The organism is Caldibacillus debilis DSM 16016 (genome assembly GCF_000383875.1).
Lineage (GTDB): Bacteria > Bacillota > Bacilli > Bacillales > Caldibacillaceae > Caldibacillus > Caldibacillus debilis.
Genome location: NZ_KB912885.1, coordinates 46,686 through 65,660 on the forward strand (window position 1 = coordinate 46,686; position 18,975 = coordinate 65,660).

Sequence of the window (18,975 nt, forward strand, 5' to 3'; positions counted from 1 at the left end):
CCAAACCTCCGGATGGCATCCATTCCCTGGCGCCGCCGATTCCCTTTCGCCGGAAAACTCCGGCGCCGGGCCGGGAAAATCCCGGATCGCAAGAAAAAGCCTCCATGAAATTCCGAAGGCTTTTCTACTTATTTTTATTCAAAAAGGACAGGCAAAACATGCAGTCCCCTTCTTTTCGCGGACTGCCGAACTGCAGGTTGCATATATGGAAACCTTCTTGATAGAGCCTGGCCAAATTGTCGTATCCTTCCCCGATCACCGACAGCCTTTCCTCCTTCGTTTTGAGGGCCTGGTTCCCGCCCGCTCCCTCATCCAGCCGGCCTTTGGACAATGCCAACAGCTTCCGCAAATGGGCGTTTTCCAGCTTCAACGAATTGTTCTCTTCCAAGAGCTCCGCCAAGCCCTTTTTCAACGCCCCCAGCTGCTTGTAAAATTCGCCGATCTGCTGTTCCATACCGCCGACTGAATCGAACAAATCCTTTTTATTCATCATCCATACACCTCAAGTAGCATTGGTCGGGATAATGCCTTCTTCAATGATCTCATCGAGGGTATATTCGATAACTTTGTCCCGGTCGATCAATTCCACTTGAACGATCTTTTCCAGCAAATTCAGGCCAACTACCTTCCCCGGGCCGTGGGAGGTCAAAAGCACTTCGCCCAAATCGGGCAATTGCGCCTTCGCCGCCTCGTATTCGTCATTTTCGTATTTCAGGCAGCACATCAGCCGTCCGCACAACCCGGAAATTTTCGTCGGATTCAGGGAAAGGTTTTGATCCTTGGCCATCTTGATGGACACCGGCTCGAAATCGCCCAGGAAGGTGGAACAGCAAAGCATTCGCCCGCACGGGCCGATTCCGCCCAGCATTTTTGCCTCATCCCGGACGCCGATCTGCCGCAGCTCGATCCTCGTTTTGAAGATCGCCGCCAAATCCTTGACGAGTTCGCGAAAATCGACGCGGCCGTCGGCGGTGAAATAAAAGATGACTTTATTTCGGTCAAAGGTGTATTCCACGTCGATCAACTTCATTTCCAACTGGTGCTCGGCGATTTTTTCCAGGCAGATGTCAAAGGCCTCCCGCGCCGCCCGCTTATTTTCCTCGACCTGGATCCGGTCCTTTTCGTTGGCGATCCGGATCACTTTTTTCAAGGGCAAGACGATATCCTCTTCGTCGACCAGTTTATCGGTGATGACGACTTTTCCGTACTCGATGCCGCGGATGGTTTCGACGATGACAAAATTCCCCTTTTCGATAGGCAAGTCGCCGGGATCGAAATAGTATATCTTTCCTGCCTTTTTAAAGCGGACTCCGATTACTTTATACAATAACGGATCCCTCCCGTAGCTTCCTGATCAGCCATTCCATGAGAAGCGCGCCGTTTGCGTTGCTCTGCAGCCTTTTTTTCGCTTCGATGATCTCCTGTATCTCCGCGGCCAGCCTTTTTTCCGATTTTCTAACGGCGTAATGTTTCCATTTTTCCAGCTGGCCGGGAAAAACGAGCGAGCCGGTCCGGCCCAGCCGGATAAACAAGGCGTCCCGATAGATATACAGCAGCAAGGTCAAACCGAGATCCATCTGCTCCCTTTCTTTAAAATGCGGAAGCCACTCCTGTTCGACAAACAACAACGCATCAGCCAAAGATTTGCTGTTCAGTATTTCATATAATTTTATCACGATTCCTTTCCCTTGTAAAAACCATTCGTCCCGGCTCAGCTTCAGGGCCTCTTCCGCATCGTTCGTCAATTGGGCAAAGAGCGGCGCCTTTTCTTCCGGGATTCCCCTTTCGATCAGAAGGGAAATCAGTCCGCTTTTCGTCCGGGAACGAAAAGGGATATGTTGGCAACGGGAGCGTACCGTCGGCAAAATTTGGTGGACATTCTCCGTAATCAAAATGGCCGTCGTTTTGGCCGGCGGTTCCTCCAAAAATTTCAACAGCCGGTTGGAAGCGCTGGCCGTCATCTTTTCCGCGTTTTCAATGATGTACATTTTCCGGTCGGATTCAACGGCCTTTTTGGCGAATTCTTCCCGCAGCAGGGCGATCTGTTCCGTTTTTATCGATGCCCCGTCCGCTTCGATGATCAAGAGATCCGGATGGTTGCCGCTGTCGATTCGCCTGCATTGAAGGCAGCGTCCGCAAGGAAGGAAGCCTTCCCTTAAATCCGTACAAAACAACATTTTGGCAAAAAAGAGGGCTGCCGCTTTTTTCCCCGTTCCCTTTCTTCCTTCAAACAAATAGGCATGGGCGACCCTGTCCTTTTTGACGGCGTTGGCGATCATGTTCATGGCAACCGGCTGCACGGTTACAAGCTGCTCCCATGTTTTTGTCACAAGCAATCACCCTGAAAATAAGTCTGGCGGCTTTTTTCCTTCCCCCGGAAAGGGCTTCGCAACCGGAGGCGCAAAAAGAAAAACGGAAGGTTCAAGATTCTGTGCCTCCCCGCCCTTCCAGCCAGACGTATAAATTGATGAGCAAGAAATGACCGAAAAAGGATGCCCGAGCGTCCTTTCCGACTTTCAGCTAGACGTATAAATTGATGAGCAGGCCTTCGATTTCTCCCAGCAAACTTAATATTTTCAAATGGTCTTTTTCCTTCTTCAAAAACTCGTCCATCAGCTCGATCAGCTTTTCGTCGATCATCTCAACGATTTTTAACGGGTGGCTTTGCCCGTATTCATCCCACGTATAGGTCTTTTTCAGCTGCAAACCCGTATCCAGGGCTTCTTTCACGTATTTTTTCACCAAAGATTTATATCTCATCAGATCGCGGAGACTTCTTGATTTTTCCAGGCGTTTGCTCGCCTTTTCAATTTCGGACATCAAATATTGCAGCTGGCTGGATTGGATTTGATTCGCATGGGATTTCAACAATTCCTGAAACAGCGGCCGATTTTGCGCAACCACCCGCTGTTCATGAAAGAGCTGATCAGGAAAAGGCCGCAGATCCCGATTGACTTTCATGCCTAAACCTCCAAATGCAAAAATCGCGCGAAGCAAACCGGATGCCTGCCGGGTTCCGTGCCAATCGCAGGGAAATCCGGTCCCTAAAAATGAAAAAATCGGTCAACCGGCAAAACGAACACGGTGGCTCCGCCCACTTCAACCTCGACAGGATACGGGATAAAGGAATCGGCGTTTCCCCCCATCGGCGAAATCGGCGCAACCAATTGTTCCCTCGATTTGCAGTTTTCCCGGATGATTTCCAACGCCTTATCCACCCGGTTGTCTTCCGTTCCGATGATGAAAGTGGTGTTGCCCGATCTTAAAAAACCGCCGGTGGTGGCCAATTTCGTTGCCCGGAAATTATTTTCCATCAACGCATTCAAAAGCCGATTGCTATCCTGATCCTGAACGACCGCCAATATGAGTTTCATAACATCCCTCCCGCATCCAGACAGCTGCTTTCTTATATTATATCAATAACGGCTTCCCGTCCGGAAGTTGTCTCCGGGGAAAAAACGGGAAAAGCTCTAATTTTTTTGACAGTTACAAAATTTCTGATGTCCCCGTTTTTTTCCAATGCCGTTCCAGATAGGCGCAAACGGTTCTTAAGGCATCCGAATAAACGGCTTCAACCGTCCGGTGGGCGTCGATCTTTCTTATCCGGTCGGGGTAGGTATCGGCCAAAAGCAAATNCCCCTCCCGGNCCAGCCGGTGGAAGGAGAGATTCTCCATGTCGAGACGGTTCACTTCTTCGCGGAAATTTTTCCGGATCCGTTCCAGGCCCGTTTCCGGTTCCACATCGAAATACAGGGTCAAATCGGGCATCGTTTGTTCGACGGCGAAACGGTTGATCATGAGCACCGCCTCGATTCCGATCCCCCGCGCATATCCTTGATAAACGAGGGACGCATCAATAAACCGGTCGCATAACACGACGGCGCCTCCGTCCAGCGCCGGCATGATTTTTTCGACGAGATGCTGCCTCCTTGCCGCCGCATACAAGAGGGCTTCCGTTTTCGCGTCCATTTCCTTGTGTTCGGGGTTCAAAATGATTTCCCTGATTTTTTCGGCGATGGGAATGCCCCCCGGCTCGCGGGTCTCGACGACCGGATAGCCCATTTCCCGCAATTTGCCGGCAACCATTTTCAAGATCGTCGTTTTCCCCGCCCCTTCGGGTCCTTCAAAAGTGATCAATCTTCCATTCTTCATGTAAGAAACCTCCAAAGGATCGTCCCGCACTGATGATGAGTAACCTCGTATACTTAGTATACCTGATATGGAAAACAAAATTTTAAATTTTTTCTTTCCGGCTGTCCTCCTTGCGGACAATGGCCCGGCTTTCCGAAAAAAACGGCGAAACTTTGGACCGCGGCCCTTTGAAAAGGCCGCTGCCGACGGCATCTCATCTTATTTCCTTCAGCCGCCGCCTTTTTGCGGCAAAAAAAAATCCTTTCCGCCATCGATGAGCCGCGTCCCCCATCCGGAAAGGCATTTTCGCAAACCGCCGCAATGATCTTACCCGCTAATACAAAATTTTTTTGGAATTGATTTTTTTCAACTGGCGCAAATAAAAACGGTAAACCGGATCGCTCGTCTCCGTTTTTATTATTTCTTTCTCACAATCTATACAAATGAACGAATCATACAAAAAATACCCTTCTTTTTTGAACTTTTCGCAGACCATGCACACTTCTCCCCGGGATTTCACCGTTCCCCACCTCCATCCTCTATTATGCACGGAATTTTAAAGACTTATTCCTTTTTAAAAAGAAAAATAGGATCTCCCATCCGCAAACGCCCATTCTACCTTATGATCCGGACCGGAAAATGGTTCATGAAAAAACGGCCCGACGGCCGGAAAGCCGGCATGGAGCCGTTTGGCAGACGGGGGCGTCTTCCGTGGGATCGTCCCCTTTTTATCGCGTCCGGGAAGAAATCACGGGTGTCCCCGGGCGGCCGGAAAGGGGAGGAGCGAGGAGGCGAGGAAGGGAAAATCAAAGACGGATTCCCCGGGGAAAAAGAAAGGCCTGCCGGCGGAGAGAAAAGAAGCTTTCCGGCAGGCCTTTCCGTTGCATTCTTCCGTGCATCTGGTTCATCCGTTGGAAGTGGGGAGCCTCCCGGAGGAAGCGGCGTCTCCGCTCCCGCTCGCCGCGGCGTCGGAGCCCCGCTCCGGGATGGCAGGCCTCTCATCGTCCTTGCGAAACATATTTCCGTCCTTATCAAAAAGGAAATTCCTCCTTGAGCTGGGCCGCCCTTCCTTTTCTTGCCGTGCCGGCGCATGCCGCTTCCCATTCGGGCGCGCCAAAAGACGGCGCGAAAAAACGGGAGTTTTTCCGGATGATTTTGCGGGATAAAGATTTCCGATGGGTGTCCACAATGGCGCAGAAAAAAGGAATTTCTATCCGGATCCCATTCTCCCGACCCGCCGTTCGCACATTTTTTCCGGGTTTAAGGGAGGATCCAATGCTGGATGACCGCCAGTGCGAGCACCCCCGGAATCCCCAAAAATCCCGATACCGCGGCGGTGATGAGATTGATCGGCACGTGAATGCCGGCATGGCCGCCGATAAAGTTCAAGGCAAACAACAACAAGGCGCCGATCGTCAGTTTTACGATCCCTTGTCCGATGAAACCGAAAAATTTTAGCGGAATTCCGAATACCATGACGAGGATGATCAAGGTGAGCAGCAGACTGATGACAACAAAAGATTCCATTTCCCATTCAACCCCCGGCCCGTTTTTTGTCTGCTACTATATCTATGTAAGGGAAGTAAAAAAAGAACCCAATCGCGGGCTCTTCCTGGCTTTCCCTCATTTTTTCCGCCGGCTCGGGGATATGCGGATATTCCTGTGTTTCGCTTCCTTAAACAAATAAAAATATTTTAATTCGGCCAATTTTACCTTCATTTCCAAATCCTTCGATTTGTAGAAGCTTTTTTCCCATAATTGCTGTTCGATATGCCATTGGTTTTTAAACTGTTCCAATTGTTGAAGCAGTTTTCCGTCGAATTCCTTTTTTAATTTATTCTTTCTGTTAAACAGCATTCAAGTACCCCCATGTATCGGAAAGGAGAATTGAAAATCTCCGGAGAAAATCCGCGGGAAACCCTCGGCCTACAGCTCCCGTCTTCCCTCCAACGCCTTCGACAACGTGACTTCGTCCGCATATTCCAGATCTCCTCCCACCGGCAGTCCGTGGGCGATCCGGGTCACCTTGATTCCGGACGGTTTCACCAAGCGGGAGATATACATCGCCGTCGCTTCCCCTTCAATATTCGGATCCGTCGCCAAAATCAGCTCTTTCACCTTTTCATCCTGCAGCCTTTTCAAAAGTTCCGGGATTTTAATATCTTCCGGTCCGATCCCTTCCATCGGGGAGATGGAACCGTGAAGGACGTGATACAGCCCGTTGTATTCTTTCATTTTTTCCATGGCGATGACATCCTTCGGTTCTTCGACCACGCAAATGGTGGTGCGGTCCCGGTGGGGATCCGAGCAGATATAACACGGATCTTTTTCGGTGATATGGCCGCAAACGGAACAGTAGGTAATTTCCCTTTTCACGTTGACTAAGGCTTTAGCGAACTCGAGGACCGTGTCCTCTTTCATCGTCAATACATAAAAGGCCAATCGGGCAGCGGTTTTCGGACCGATGCCCGGCAATTTCATGAAACTGTCGATCAATTTCGTAACAGGTTCAGGATAATACATGGCAAATCCTCCCACGAAGAGGCTTAACCCGGCCGGGGAATCCCCGGGCCGCAGCCGCGCATTTAAAACAGCCCCGGCAGATTGAGCCCCTTGGCAAACTGCCCCATCGTTTCTTCCGTCAATTTGTCCACTTTGCCCAGCGCGTCGTTCACGGCGACGACGATTAAATCCTGCAAGGTTTCCACATCTTCCGGATTGACCACGTCCTCGCTGATTTTAACTTCCAACACTTCCTTATGGCCGGAAACGACGACGGTAACCGCTCCGCCCCCGGCGCTCCCTTCCACCCGTTTATTCTTCAGTTCTTCCTGGGCCTCGAGCATCTTCTTTTGCATTTTCTGCATTTGTTTCATCATGTTTTGCATATTTCCCATTCCGCGCATCATCGTCCATTCCCTCCAAAAATTTTTAATCCCCATCCGCTGGATGTCCTAGTCGATGATTTCCAACAAATCTTCGCCGACCAGCTTTTTTGCCTCTTCGATCAACGGATCCTTTTCCTCATTCGGCGTTTCCCGATGCCCGTAGATATGGTTTTCGATGTAGGACCGGCGCACCGCTTTCCATTGGTTCTCCGGGATGCCGACCATTTCCACGGGGCTGCCGGAAACGGAAGTCAAGGCAAAATTAATCTCGTTTATATACTCGCCGTTGGACATCACCATTTCGCAGTGCAAATCATATTTAAATTTGATGATGCATTTGTCCTTGGAAGCGGCGACCGGTTCCGCGTCGTTCAAAAGGGCCGCGCAGGATTTGTTTTTCACCTTTTTTAAAACCGCTTCCCAATGATTTTTGAAGAAGGTCAGCTGTTGTTTCGTCGCATTGGCCAAAATGCTCTCGATTTTGCCGAGCGGCACCTTTGAACCGTTCGGTTTTCTGGTCAATCCGTTGCCCGGTTTTTTCGACGATCCGTTTTTCGCCCCCTCTTCCGCTTCGGAAGGAGCGGCGGCTCCCTTTTCCTTGATCTCCTGAAGTTCCGCTTCCAGGCGGGCGATTTTATCTTCCAGATAAGAAATTTTTTCCAGAAACTCGCCGGCATTTGCCTTTTCCGGGATTTGGCAAAGTTTGACGACACATACCTCCAGCAGGACGGAAGGCTGCCCGGACCATTTCATTTCCTGTTGGAAACGGCTGAGCTCTTCGACGATTTGATAAATTTCTTCCTCTTCCGCTTCGCCGGCCAACCGGTCCAGGACGTCGCTCATCGTGATCCGTTCAAAATATTCGCTCAACCGGGGAGACGTTTTATACAAAAGCAAATCCCGGTAAAATTGGATGCATTCCTCAACGATGCGGGCCGGTTCCTTCCCTTGGAAAAGCATGACATGGACGGCCTCCAGCGCTTGCCCCGCGTCCCTTTGCCGGATGGCCCGGGCAAGATCGAACAAAGCCTGTTGGGAAACGGAACCGGTAACGGTCAAGGCGTCTTCGACGGTCAATTTTCCGCCGCTGTAGGAGATGGCCTGGTCCAGCAGGCTCAGTGCGTCCCGCAATCCTCCGCCGGCGCTGCGGGCTATGACACGAAGCGCCTCCTCTTCATACCCGATTCCTTCCGTTTCGAGGATGTGGCGCAGCCGTTCGGCGATCATGTTCGGAAGAATCCGCTTAAAATCAAAACGCTGGCATCTTGAAACGATCGTCAAGGGAATTTTGTGCGGTTCCGTCGTTGCCAAAATAAAAATAACATGATTCGGCGGCTCTTCCAACGTTTTGAGCAGGGCGTTGAACGCTCCTTGAGAAAGCATATGGACTTCGTCGATGATATAGACCTTGTATTTGGCTCTGGCCGGGGCATACTTGACCTTTTCCCGGATATCCCGGATTTCTTCGACGCTGTTGTTGGATGCGGCGTCAATTTCAATCACGTCCGTGACGGAGCCGTCGGCAATCCCTTTGCAGATCTCGCATTCATTGCACGGTTCCGAAACCGGCGCCTTCAAACAGTTGACGGTTTTCGCCAGCACTTTGGCCGCCGTCGTTTTTCCCGTTCCCCGGGGGCCGGAAAATAGATAGGCGTGGGATATTTTTTGCTGCAACAGGGCGTTTTGCAAGGTTTTTGTGACATGTTCCTGGCCGATGATATCCGCGAAGGTTTGCGGGCGCCAAACCCGGTACAACGCTTGATAGCTCAAAATCCTGCCCTCCCAGTCCAACCGGATGGAGTAAAAGTTTCACTTTATTATAACCCAATGAGCCGGCCAAAAAAAGGAGTCGCAACGGATTCAACGGCAAAAACGGCATTTTTGGTCCTTTTGAAAAAAGCATGTGATTCCCTGGCGGAACCACATGCTCTGTCTGCGTTATGATGAAACTGCCGTGCACCTTCCTTCGACCAACATCCATAAGCGTTGATCCCACAGTTAGCTCGGCTCAGGCACCCCTGCGGCACATGGAAGCTTCCACTTAATGCTGCTTCCTTCCGGACCTGACATGGTTCGTGGATTTCCATTGCACAGGACCCGAACGTCAACACCACTTATGGGAGACTGGCCTTACAGATAGTTAGCCTCAGGAAGGGATTCAGCCCCGCTGGAGCGGATTGCGGGTACAGGGCACCGCTACCTCCCCGCCTAGCACGGCAAAGATGATACCTTTTTTCAGCGCTTTTGTTGCGCATAATTAAGTATACTAGCATTTCCTTGGAAATGCAACGCAAAGGGGATGCTAATTGTTTCCTTGACCTTCCCTGGCCTTTTTCCTGTCCCGCAATTTTTTGAAAAAGCCGGTCAATAAATTTCCGCATTCTTCCTCCAGGACGCCGGAGACGACCTCCGCCCGATGGTTAAATCTTTCCTCCTGCAGCAAGTTCATGAGGGTGCCCGCGCATCCCGCCTTCGGATCGCTGGCGCCGTATACCACCCTTTTAATGCGGGACTGGACGATGCTCCCCGCGCACATCGGACAGGGCTCCAAGGTGACAAACATTTCCGTGTCTTCCAGCCGCCATGATTTCAGCCGTTTCGCCGCCTCGTTGACGGCCAAAATCTCCGCGTGGGCCAGCGGGTTTTGCAAGGTTTCCCGCAAGTTGTGGGCCCGGGCGATCACCGTATCGCCGAGAACGATGACACAGCCGATCGGCACTTCTTGCTTTTCTTCGGCTTTTTTCGCCTCTTCAATCGCCATTCTCATGTAATATTCGTTCCGGTCCATGGTCTTCTTCACCTTACAGTCATTTTACTTAAAGGGGAACATAAAATGGTTAATAGGTTTTCATCATTTTACGGGAGGGAGCGTCCTTGCAAATTCACGTCGTCCGGGAAAACGAGACGCTGTTTCAAATTGCCCGGCTCTACGGGTCAACGGTTAACGATATTGCGGAGGCGAACGAAATCCCCGATCCGAACCGCCTCGTCGTCGGCCAGGCCCTGGTCATTCCCATCGTCGGAAGTTTTTATTGGGTCCAGCCCGGAGACAGTTTATGGAGCATCGGCCAACGGTTTCAGATTCCCTATCAGGAATTGGCGCGGATCAACGGCATCTCCGTCAATCAAATCCTCCTGGTGGGCACAAGGCTTTACATCCCGCCGGCGGAAAAAACCGAGGCCGAGTTCAACGCCTACGTGGAACTCCGGGAATCGCCCGTGCCCGCCCAATTGGAAAACAGCGTCAGGGATGCCGCTCCCTTGCTGACCTATTTGGCGCCATTCAGCTTCGAAGCGAGAAGGGACGGAACGTTGAAGGAACCTCCCCTCAACCGGTTTCAGGAAATCGCCGCCGCCAACCGGAACGTGTTGATGATGGTGATTACGAACAAGGAAAACGACCAGTTCAACGACGAGCTGGGGCGGATCTTGTTAAATGACATGGAAGTCCAGGAAAGATTTTTACAAAATATCATCAATACGGCGGAAAAATACGGATTCCGCGACATCCATTTCGATTTTGAATACCTCCGTCCCCAAGACCGGGAGGCGTATGCCGCCTTTCTCAGAAGGGCCAAAGAGCGCTTCGGCCAACGGGGATGGCTTCTTTCCATCGCCCTCGCCCCGAAAACAAGCGCGGAACAGGCGGGCCAATGGTATGAAGCCCATGATTACCGCGCCCTCGGCGCGATCGTCGACTTTGTCGTGATCATGACCTATGAATGGGGATACAGCGGCGGGCCGCCCATGCCGGTATCGCCCATCGGCCCGGTCCGGCAAGTTCTCGAATATGCGGTGACGGAAATTCCTCCGCAAAAAATTCTGATGGGGCAAAATTTGTACGGCTACGACTGGCGGATTCCTTATCAGCCGGGAACCACGGCACGGGCCTTGAGCCCGCAGCAGGCGATCCAATTGGCCTTGGAACATCGGGCCGCCATCGAATACGATATTTCCGCCCAAGCCCCCTTTTTCCGATATACGGACGAAAACGGCCAAAGGCATATCGTCTGGTTCGAAGACGCCCGCAGCATCCAGGCGAAATTCCAATTGTTGAAGGAATTGCGCTTAAGGGGAATGAGCTACTGGAAGCTCGGTTTGTCCTTCCCGCAAAATTGGCTGCTGCTCGCCGACAATTTCGAAGTCCGGAAACACCCGCCCAGATAAATATTGGCTTCTCTCCCGTTCCTCTTTTAATGAAAGGGATCTGTAATTGAATTAACATAAAAAAGCGGGTTATCATTCGAATACCACGGATTTCTCCCCCGTGTCAAGAATGAAAATGGACGCCCCGGTTGCCGAATTTTTCCGGTTCCGCGAGGACGGGTTTTTCGATTTTGAAACATCGAAAACGCCCGCAAAAAGAAAAGCCGCCTCCCGAAACCAAAAAATTCCTTCCCGGATCGCCGGCTTGTGAAAGAAGAATGGAGGCATTGAACTTCTTATGCGCCATTCTTTGTTCCATGTTCATAGATTGAAGGGCCGCGGGGAATCGCGAGGCCCTTGGAATTCCCGGTGTGGGATTCAGATAAGATCGGCATCCCGGATCCCGGGACACATCAGCCGATGAATCACAACGGACGATAATAGGTTGCATCTTTTGCGTACAATGCATGCATAGAATCCGCAGTTGCGGCTGCAATCCTGCAAACGGACCGCGCCTTTGCCGGCCGTAACCTGCCATGAGCAAAGATTCATCTTCCCGGGCATGACGCGGCAGGTTGAAATCCCTTTTCCTCGACAGTTCGGCCTTCTAGCGTTTGGATCCCATCTCCTTTTTTCACGCAACAGCCGCATGTTCCGTTTCCCGCAACTGTTCATACGCATATTTTTTACGGCCTCGTTTCAGTCAAAGGGAGATGTTCAATATGGAAACAACGTTTTCAATCGCCTTCATTCCCGTCCACGTATTTTCTTTTATAAATGACGCCGCCGATCATGAGTGCGCCCCCGGCGGCCAGCGCCCACCAAGAAAACAGGCGGGAAAAAGGGCATATTAAGCAAAATAGGTCAACAAACAGCTCCCCACGCCGACCATTGCGTTCGAATTGAAATTTCCGCACTTTTTAAACGTGGTAAAGGCTCCTTTTCCGATTTTCTTCGCTTTTGGCCGAAAAAACCCTCTACGCAGCCAATATTTCAAAAAAATAAAAAATGGACCTGATCCTGTCGAGGCGAAGGCCAACAAATTTTGGCTGTTTGAAGCCGGTTCGTCCGTACGTTTTGCCCATTTTTATCCATCTTCCCCGCGAGACGGGGTTACCGGCGAACTTTCCGCCTGTTCCGCCGGACCTTCTCCCGCATCCGGATTTTTCTTGACGCTGCCATAAAGGTTTCCTCCCTTTCCCTTCCGGCCTTCCCCTTCCTCAACGATTGATTTGCCCCCAAGCCGCTGAAAAAATTTCGCATGTTTCCGCCCGTCTTATGTTACAATTGGTTTTGTCATCAATTTAATCTTGCGGAGGAAAACCATGAATCACGTGCCCTTTATCGCCGTCGAAGGACCGATCGGCGTCGGAAAATCCTCTTTGGCCGAAAAAATTTCCCAGCATTTTCACTTCCATCTTTTGAAGGAAATCGTCGGGGAAAATCCTTTTTTGAGCAAATTTTACGAGGACATGGATGAGTGGAGCTTCCAAACGGAAATGTTCTTCTTGTGCAACCGGATCAAGCAGCTGGAAGACATTCAAAAGAACTGCCTCCAAAAAGGGATCCCCGTGGTCAGCGATTATCATATGTTTAAAAATTTAATTTTTGCCAAAAGGACCCTCGACCGGGACCACTTGGATAAATATATACGGATCTTTCACATCTTAAATGAAAATCTGCCGAGACCGAATATGGTCATCTATCTTCATGCCAACTTGGACACGCTTTTTTCCAGGATCGCCAAAAGAGGACGGGAATATGAAAAGCATATTCAGGAAAGTTATCTGAAACATTTATGCGATGATTATGAAATGTACATGGACAAGTTCGAACGGGAAAACCCGGACTTGCCCGTTTTGCGGATCAACGGGGACGATCTGGATTTCGTCGAGAACCGGAAGGATCTGGAGAAGGTATTAAACCAAGTGGAAAACATGCTGTATAAAGGAGCCGACAAGCAATGAACCTGCGGGAAAAATACGGGATTCCAAGCCAAGCGATCATCACCATTGCCGGAACGGTCGGCGTCGGAAAATCGACGCTGACGGAAAAGCTGGCGAAAGCGTTAAATTTCCGGACATCCTTCGAAAAGGTGGATACCAACCCTTATTTAAGCAAATTTTACGAGGATTTTAAAAAATGGAGCTTCCATCTGCAAATTTATTTTCTGGCGGAAAGATTTAAGGAGCAAAAACGGATGTTCGAGTACGGCGGAGGGTTCGTCCAGGACCGGTCGATTTACGAGGATACGGGCATCTTCGCCAAGATGCATTATGAAAAAGGAAATATGTCCGCCGTCGACTATCAAACCTACACCCAGCTGTTTGAAGCGATGGTCATGACGCCCTTTTTCCCCCACCCGGACCTGCTCATCTATTTGGAAGGTCCCTTTGAAAAAATCGTGGAGAGGATCCGCCTGCGCGGGCGGCCGATGGAGAAAAACACGCCGGTGGAATATTGGCGGGAAATGTACGACCGGTATAAAGAGTGGATCGACGGTTTTAACGCCTGTCCGGTTTTGCGCCTCAACATATTGGAATACGATCTTTTCGAAAATGAGGCCTCCATCGAAGAAATTGTAAAAAAAATCGCCTATGTCTTAAACGGGGCGAACAGCCTCCGGAAATAGTACAAAATCCGTTACACCCTCGGTGTAACGGATTTTTTTAATCCGACCAATCTCCAATTTTTATGCGCTGTGTTGAAAAGAAGCGACGGAATCCTCTCTTCCCCGGGTCCCGTATCGCCAAAAAGAATCATAACAGACCCGTATGCAAATGTCAACCGGAAAAAGCCCCCGCAACGAAAAGCCCTCCGGGTTCCTCCCCGAAAAAAAGCCGATAGGGATTCATACCATGAAGGGGGAGCGGAGGGTAAGGGCCGGAAACAAAATCCGGTTTCCGCTTTTTGCAAGTCCCGGTCGAGAAAAATAAAAGGAATAAGACCGGGAAACCCTTGAAACCCGGCATCCTGTCCACCGAATGGGAAAGTTCCCCCCGGTTTCACTCCGCCCCGGCCATCCCGGTCTTTCCGTTTCTTGCCCGTTTCCTCCGATTTTTCCGATTTTCCGGTTCGGTCGGCCGCGGAATCAGGCTTCATGCGGTTCATCTTTTTTCGATTTTGTCCCTTCCGAAATAGGGGCGCAGCGCTTCCGGGATGACGACGCTGCCGTCCTTTTGCTGATAATTTTCCAAAATGGCGGCTACCGTCCGCCCGACGGCCAATCCGGAACCGTTCAGCGTATGGACAAATTCCGGTTTCGCCTTCGGTTCCCGCCGGAAACGGATATTGGCGCGCCGTGCCTGGAACGCTTCGAAATTGCTGCAGGAAGAAATCTCCCGGTAGGTGCCGTAACTGGGCAGCCAGACCTCAATATCGTATTTTTTCGCCGCCGTAAAGCCCAAATCGGCCGTACACATATTCATCACCCGATAGGGCAGGCCGAGCAATTGCAAAACCCGCTCCGCATCCTTCGTCAATTTTTCCAATTCATCGTAGGAATCTTCCGGTTTCACAAACTTGACCAGCTCGACCTTATTGAATTGGTGCAGGCGGATGAGCCCTCTCGTATCCCGGCCGGCGGATCCCGCCTCCTGTCGGAAGCAGGCACTGTAGGCCACATATTTCAACGGCAGGTCATCCCCGTTCAAAATTTCATCCCGATGATAGTTGGTAACGGGGACTTCGGCGGTCGGAATGAGGAAGTAATCCCTCGATTCGACCAGGAAGGCGTCTTCCTCAAACTTCGGCAATTGTCCGGTGCCCGTCATGCTGTCCCGGTTTACCAAATAGGGAGGCAGCAGCTCTTCATAGCCATGCTCTTGGGTATGCAGATCCAGCATAAAATCAATCAGGGCCCGTTCCAATTTTGCCCCCAGCCCTTTGTAAAAGACGAAACGGCTTCCGGCCACTTTCGCCGCCCGTTCAAAATCCAAGATCCCCAATTCGTTTGCAATTTCCCAATGGGGTTTCGGCGTGAAATCAAAGCGGGGGATTTCGCCCCATCTCCTCACTTCCACATTATCATCTTCCGAATCTCCGACCGGCACTGTCTCATGGGGGAGGTTGGGGATCGTCAGCAGCAAGTGGTTTAATCTTTGCTCGACTTCCCTTAATTCTTCGTCCAAAGCTTTAATCTTCTCTCCCACTTCCCGCATCTCTCGTACGTATTCATCCACATTTTGATTTTCTTTCTTCAATTTCGGGATGAGTTTGGAGACTTCATTCCTCCGGTTCCTTAATTTTTCGCTTTCCACAATCAATTTTTTTCTTTTTTGATCGATTTCATGGAATTGGTCCAAATTCGAGATGTCTTCCCCGCGGTGCCGCAATCGCTCCTTCACTTCATCAAAATTTTCCCTCAGCAATTTCATATCAAACATGCGATATCCCCTCCTTTTTTTGCTAAAAAATAAAAAACTCTCACCCCAAAATCCTTTGGGACGAGAGCCGGATCCCGCGTTGCCACCCAAATTGAAAGCAAATCACTTGCTTTCCTCTCTGAAGGATAACGGCCTTGTGCCGAAAATGCTTACTTGCCTTCCCTTTTCAGGGAAGGGTTCGGCATTTTTCTCGAGGACGGATTCACATATCCCTGTTACTGGTTCGCACCGGCCACCAGCTCTCTTCAAACAAAAGATATGCTACTATTTCCTCTCATCGATCAGTTTGTTCAATTTTCCTTCGTTTCATTAATTTTAACCAATGAAAAGGAAATTTTCAATCGGCGGACAACTCCAGTTCCTTTGCCGGATGCCTTTCCTTTTGGGCGGATGCTTGCCATATGCCCTCGGGGCCTGCAGGAACGGAGGTCGCCGTCGGCGCCGGCTACCCGGCCAAGCCTTGCCACAAGCCCTTCACCAGGGGGCGCCGCCGTTCCGCCGCCGGCATTAAAACCATCCTTTTACCGTGGAAGTGATGCTGCCCCACAAATCGCTGAAGAAGCTGCCGACGCCCCGCATGAAAAGGACGAACCAGTTCGCCTTTTCCACCGTATCCGCCGCAACCACGTCCACTTTTGCCGCATCGGAACCGTCGATAAATCCGTAATCCTCCCCTTCATATTCATAAGTCAAATATCCGACTTTTTCTCCTTTTTTTACGGGGGCGGTCAGTTCCCCTTTTTCGTTTAATTTGTTTTTATCCAGCACCAGCTTCGGTTTGTATTGATCTTTTTCCCCGCTTTTGATCATCAATTTCAACGGCTCTTTCGCAACGATTTTTACCTGTTTTTCCTTTCCCTTCGCTACCGGCAGGCTTTCCTTTCCCTTCACCGTATACCCGGCGGGGAACAGCTCTTCGGTCGTAAATGTGCTGAAGGCATAATTGAGCAGTTTTTCCGTTTCTTCAAACCTTTCCTTTTGGGAGCGGGTTTTCATGATGACGGAAATGAACCGCTGGCCGTCCCGTTCCGCCGTTGCCGTAAAGCAATAGCCCGCATACTCGGTGGAACCGGTCTTCAGTCCGTCTACCCCTTCATACTCGTAGATCAAACCGGGAAGCATCCAGTTGAAATTCGGGTATTCTTTTCCGTCACGGAATTTCAGTTTCGGAATCTTGGCCGTTTCCAAAACTTCCGGAAAATCGTTGATCAAACGGTAGGCCAATTTGGCGACCGAACGGGCCGACATCTTATTTTCATCCTTCGCATCGGTTCCTTCCGGATGCATTCCGAGCATGCTTTCGTTATTAAGCCCCGTGGAATTGACAAAATGGTATTTGTCCAAACCGAGTTCCTTCGCTTTTTCATTCATCAATTTTACGAAATTCGACTCCGAGCCGGCCACGAGTTCCGCCAATGCGACGGTGGCGGCGTTCCCGGAATGGATCGCCATGGCGTCGTACAGCTCTTTTACGGTATATTTTTCCCCTTCGGTCAAGCCGATATTGGAAAGCCCCGGGGCCGCGGACAATTTATGGACGAACTCGTTGATGGTGACCTCCTGATCCCAGCTGATTTTCCCTTCTTTAATGGACTCGAGCACAATATATTCCGTCAGCATTTTGGACATGCTGGCAACGCCCATCAGCTTGTCCGCATTCTTTTCATACAGTACCTTTCCCGTTTTTCCATCTATTAAAATCGCAGCCTCTCCCTTTAAATTTAAAGGGTCGCCTTCGGCCGCAGCTGCTGTATTTCCGTTACCATACAGAAAGACGGAACCAAGAAAAAACACGAAAGCGGAAATGAACAAGAAACATCTTTTCTTTACCGACAACGGTATTCCCTCCAGTATCTCCTGTTCTATACTTTGTTAAGTTTATCATAAATCAAGGGAAAAAAATAGACGACCCGGCGGGGAAACTTTAAACAAAATTACCCAAATATTTCCAATTTCCTGTACGTCTAATGAAATCGTTCCGACGGGGCAAACTGTAATTTATGAACTTCATCATCGTTTGGAGGGTTTGGCTTGTTTTTTTCCTCGGACCGGATTTGGGAAAATATGCTTTTTTTTACCTCCGCAGAAACGGCCCAACACTATTTGGAATCCCGCTATCGACTTTTAAACGGGACAGACGCCCGCAAAAAAAGTTATGAAAACTGTTATCCGTTCATCTACTATATCGAACAGGGAAGGAATTTTTTCCGGCAGGGGGATTCCGCGCCGATCACGATCCAGCCGATCCTCATTTTTTACGGTTTCGTCTGTTTGCTCAAAGCCTGCGTGCTGGCCGCCGACCCGGATTATCCGAGAACGACCCGGGTCCTCGCCCACGGCGTATCGACCAGGAAAAAAAAGAAACAAAATTATATGTATTTCCATGACGAAATGATCATTCAAAAACACGGCCTGTTTCCCCATTTGGCGGAGATGATGTTTCATATGGGCCATCTGGCAGGGAAAAAAATAAAAATTTCGGATCTCCTTTGCCAAATCCCCGAACTCAGCCATTATTTCCGGCAGTTGAAAAAGATGGAATACATCCCGATCAAAAACGGCGATGGGGAATTTTATCTGCCCTTGCGCCTTCTGGATGTGTTCAAAATGACCGGATCCCGTTTTCAACAATACCTCCGGGAAAAAACGAACATTCCGGTTCGTTTTGCCGGCGAGGACGGCAGCGGCCCCATCCGTTGTTTGGCTTCCGCCGGCGGGAAAGATTATCCCTTCGAATTTCTTCCATTCCGATACGATATTCGCCTCGGGCAATACGTGTTTTGTCCGTGGAACGGGCTCTCCTTTTTCCCGGAACTCATGATCCACTACCTGGTCCTCTATCATTTAAGCATGATCGCCCGTTATGAGATCGAATGGTGGTCCGAGCTGGTGTTGCAAAAAACAACGGCGGAATATCCGGTAATCGTCCAATATTTGCAAACGGCATTGCAAAAATGCCCGTTTCTGATCGTCCAATATTTTCATTATCAGGATGATTGGAAAAAACCCGAACAAAAATAAAAAAGCCGCGTTTTTCTTCGCGTCCCCTGCTTGGGAAACGGATCGGATGAAAAATTGGGGAGAAAAAACAAAAACCCGCAGAAAAGGATTTTTCTGTGGGTTTTCCTGTATTTGCCCGGCAACGACCTACTCTCGCAGGGGGTCGCCCCCCAACTACCATCGGCGCTGAGAAGCTTAACTTCCGTGTTCGGGATGGGAACGGGTGTTTCCTTCTCGCCATTGTCACCGGACATCTTCAATTATACCAATTTTTTCTCCCTTTTCAACTTCTTTTTGCACCCTCAAAGCCAGATAGCGGTCCGGCAAGCCCACCCTGTGTCCTGCGGTTAAGTCCTCGATCGATTAGGATCCGTCAGCTCCACACGTCGCCGTGCTTCCACCCCGGACCTATCTACCTCGTCTTC

The 18,975-nt window shown here is 50.2% G+C and carries 19 protein-coding genes, 1 rRNA gene, 1 other RNA gene and 1 other annotated feature; of the genes, 4 read left to right on the top strand and 17 right to left on the bottom strand.

Annotated features, from left to right (window positions below; translation table 11 throughout):
• Positions 1-124 precede the first annotated feature (124 nt).
• From yabA to tadA, 14 genes are all read right to left on the bottom strand, one after another.
• A complete protein-coding gene (yabA, locus tag A3EQ_RS0107895; RefSeq protein ID WP_026499832.1) occupies positions 125-490 on the bottom strand; it encodes a DNA replication initiation control protein YabA in 366 nt (121 codons plus the stop codon).
• A 12-nt stretch (positions 491-502) separates the two neighbouring features.
• A complete protein-coding gene (locus A3EQ_RS0107900; RefSeq protein WP_020154638.1) occupies positions 503-1,327 on the bottom strand; it encodes a PSP1 domain-containing protein in 825 nt (274 codons plus the stop codon).
• A complete protein-coding gene (gene holB / locus A3EQ_RS0107905) occupies positions 1,320-2,330 on the bottom strand; it encodes a DNA polymerase III subunit delta' (protein WP_020154639.1) in 1,011 nt (336 codons plus the stop codon). The genes A3EQ_RS0107900 and holB overlap by 8 nt, the downstream gene beginning before the upstream one ends.
• Before the next feature lie 190 nt (positions 2,331-2,520).
• Positions 2,521-2,961 carry a YaaR family protein gene (locus A3EQ_RS0107915; RefSeq protein WP_020154641.1) on the bottom strand — a complete coding sequence of 147 codons (441 nt, stop codon included), beginning with the start codon at positions 2,959-2,961 and terminating at the stop codon, positions 2,521-2,523.
• Positions 2,962-3,044: 83 nt separating this feature from the next.
• Positions 3,045-3,374 carry a cyclic-di-AMP receptor gene (locus A3EQ_RS0107920; RefSeq protein ID WP_020154642.1) on the bottom strand — a complete coding sequence of 110 codons (330 nt, stop codon included), beginning with the start codon at positions 3,372-3,374 and terminating at the stop codon, positions 3,045-3,047.
• A gap of 112 nt (positions 3,375-3,486) precedes the next feature.
• A complete protein-coding gene (gene tmk / locus A3EQ_RS0107925) occupies positions 3,487-4,152 on the bottom strand; it encodes a dTMP kinase (RefSeq protein WP_020154643.1) in 666 nt (221 codons plus the stop codon).
• 313 nt (positions 4,153-4,465) lie between these two features.
• The gene (locus A3EQ_RS0107935; RefSeq protein WP_020154645.1) at positions 4,466-4,651 is read right to left on the bottom strand and encodes a sigma factor G inhibitor Gin; all 186 of its coding nucleotides are present in this window, start codon (positions 4,649-4,651) and stop codon (positions 4,466-4,468) included.
• Between the two features lie 740 nt (positions 4,652-5,391).
• Positions 5,392-5,658 (bottom strand): pro-sigmaK processing inhibitor BofA family protein, encoded by a 267-nt coding sequence (locus A3EQ_RS0107945; RefSeq protein ID WP_020154647.1) that lies wholly within the window; start codon positions 5,656-5,658, stop codon positions 5,392-5,394.
• 96 nt (positions 5,659-5,754) lie between these two features.
• The gene (locus A3EQ_RS0107950; RefSeq protein ID WP_020154648.1) at positions 5,755-5,988 is read right to left on the bottom strand and encodes a YaaL family protein; all 234 of its coding nucleotides are present in this window, start codon (positions 5,986-5,988) and stop codon (positions 5,755-5,757) included.
• Positions 5,989-6,057: 69 nt separating this feature from the next.
• Entirely contained in the window at positions 6,058-6,654 is a 597-nt protein-coding gene (gene recR, locus A3EQ_RS0107955) for a recombination mediator RecR (protein WP_020154649.1), read from the bottom strand.
• 62 nt (positions 6,655-6,716) lie between these two features.
• Positions 6,717-7,037 carry a YbaB/EbfC family nucleoid-associated protein gene (locus A3EQ_RS0107960; protein WP_040369242.1) on the bottom strand — a complete coding sequence of 107 codons (321 nt, stop codon included), beginning with the start codon at positions 7,035-7,037 and terminating at the stop codon, positions 6,717-6,719.
• A gap of 48 nt (positions 7,038-7,085) precedes the next feature.
• Positions 7,086-8,789 (bottom strand): DNA polymerase III subunit gamma/tau, encoded by a 1,704-nt coding sequence (gene dnaX / locus A3EQ_RS0107965; RefSeq protein WP_020154651.1) that lies wholly within the window; start codon positions 8,787-8,789, stop codon positions 7,086-7,088.
• Positions 8,790-8,971: 182 nt separating this feature from the next.
• An RNA gene (ffs, locus tag A3EQ_RS22125) (signal recognition particle sRNA large type) lies at positions 8,972-9,236 on the bottom strand.
• Between the two features lie 85 nt (positions 9,237-9,321).
• Positions 9,322-9,807, bottom strand: a complete 486-nt coding sequence (gene tadA / locus A3EQ_RS0107970; RefSeq protein ID WP_026499833.1) for a tRNA adenosine(34) deaminase TadA — start codon at positions 9,805-9,807, stop codon at positions 9,322-9,324.
• A gap of 86 nt (positions 9,808-9,893) precedes the next feature.
• Between tadA and A3EQ_RS0107975 the strand changes: the two genes are divergently transcribed.
• The 3 genes from A3EQ_RS0107975 to A3EQ_RS0108005 all read left to right on the top strand — a co-directional run bounded on the left by A3EQ_RS0107975 (position 9,894) and on the right by A3EQ_RS0108005 (position 13,797).
• A complete protein-coding gene (locus A3EQ_RS0107975) occupies positions 9,894-11,186 on the top strand; it encodes a glycoside hydrolase family 18 protein (RefSeq protein ID WP_020154653.1) in 1,293 nt (430 codons plus the stop codon).
• Between the two features lie 1,304 nt (positions 11,187-12,490).
• Entirely contained in the window at positions 12,491-13,132 is a 642-nt protein-coding gene (locus tag A3EQ_RS0108000) for a deoxynucleoside kinase (protein WP_020154658.1), read from the top strand.
• Positions 13,129-13,797, top strand: a complete 669-nt coding sequence (locus A3EQ_RS0108005) for a deoxynucleoside kinase (protein WP_020154659.1) — start codon at positions 13,129-13,131, stop codon at positions 13,795-13,797. Before A3EQ_RS0108000 ends, A3EQ_RS0108005 begins: the two co-directional genes overlap by 4 nt.
• A gap of 475 nt (positions 13,798-14,272) precedes the next feature.
• Here A3EQ_RS0108005 and serS read toward each other — a convergent pair whose 3' ends face one another.
• Positions 14,273-15,550, bottom strand: coding sequence for a serine--tRNA ligase (gene serS, locus A3EQ_RS0108020; protein ID WP_020154661.1), 1,278 nt, complete (start codon positions 15,548-15,550; stop codon positions 14,273-14,275).
• Positions 15,551-15,603: 53 nt separating this feature from the next.
• Positions 15,604-15,837: a binding site (T-box leader), on the bottom strand.
• Between the two features lie 220 nt (positions 15,838-16,057).
• Positions 16,058-17,386, bottom strand: coding sequence for a D-alanyl-D-alanine carboxypeptidase family protein (locus A3EQ_RS0108025; RefSeq protein WP_020154662.1), 1,329 nt, complete (start codon positions 17,384-17,386; stop codon positions 16,058-16,060).
• A 195-nt stretch (positions 17,387-17,581) separates the two neighbouring features.
• Between A3EQ_RS0108025 and A3EQ_RS0108030 the strand changes: the two genes are divergently transcribed.
• Positions 17,582-18,571: a YaaC family protein gene (locus tag A3EQ_RS0108030; RefSeq protein ID WP_020154663.1), complete on the top strand. Its 990-nt coding sequence runs from the start codon at positions 17,582-17,584 to the stop codon at positions 18,569-18,571.
• A gap of 113 nt (positions 18,572-18,684) precedes the next feature.
• On the opposite strand, the gene rrf is transcribed toward A3EQ_RS0108030, so the two are convergent.
• Positions 18,685-18,801, bottom strand: a 5S ribosomal RNA gene (rrf, locus tag A3EQ_RS0108040).
• Positions 18,802-18,975 lie beyond the last annotated feature (174 nt).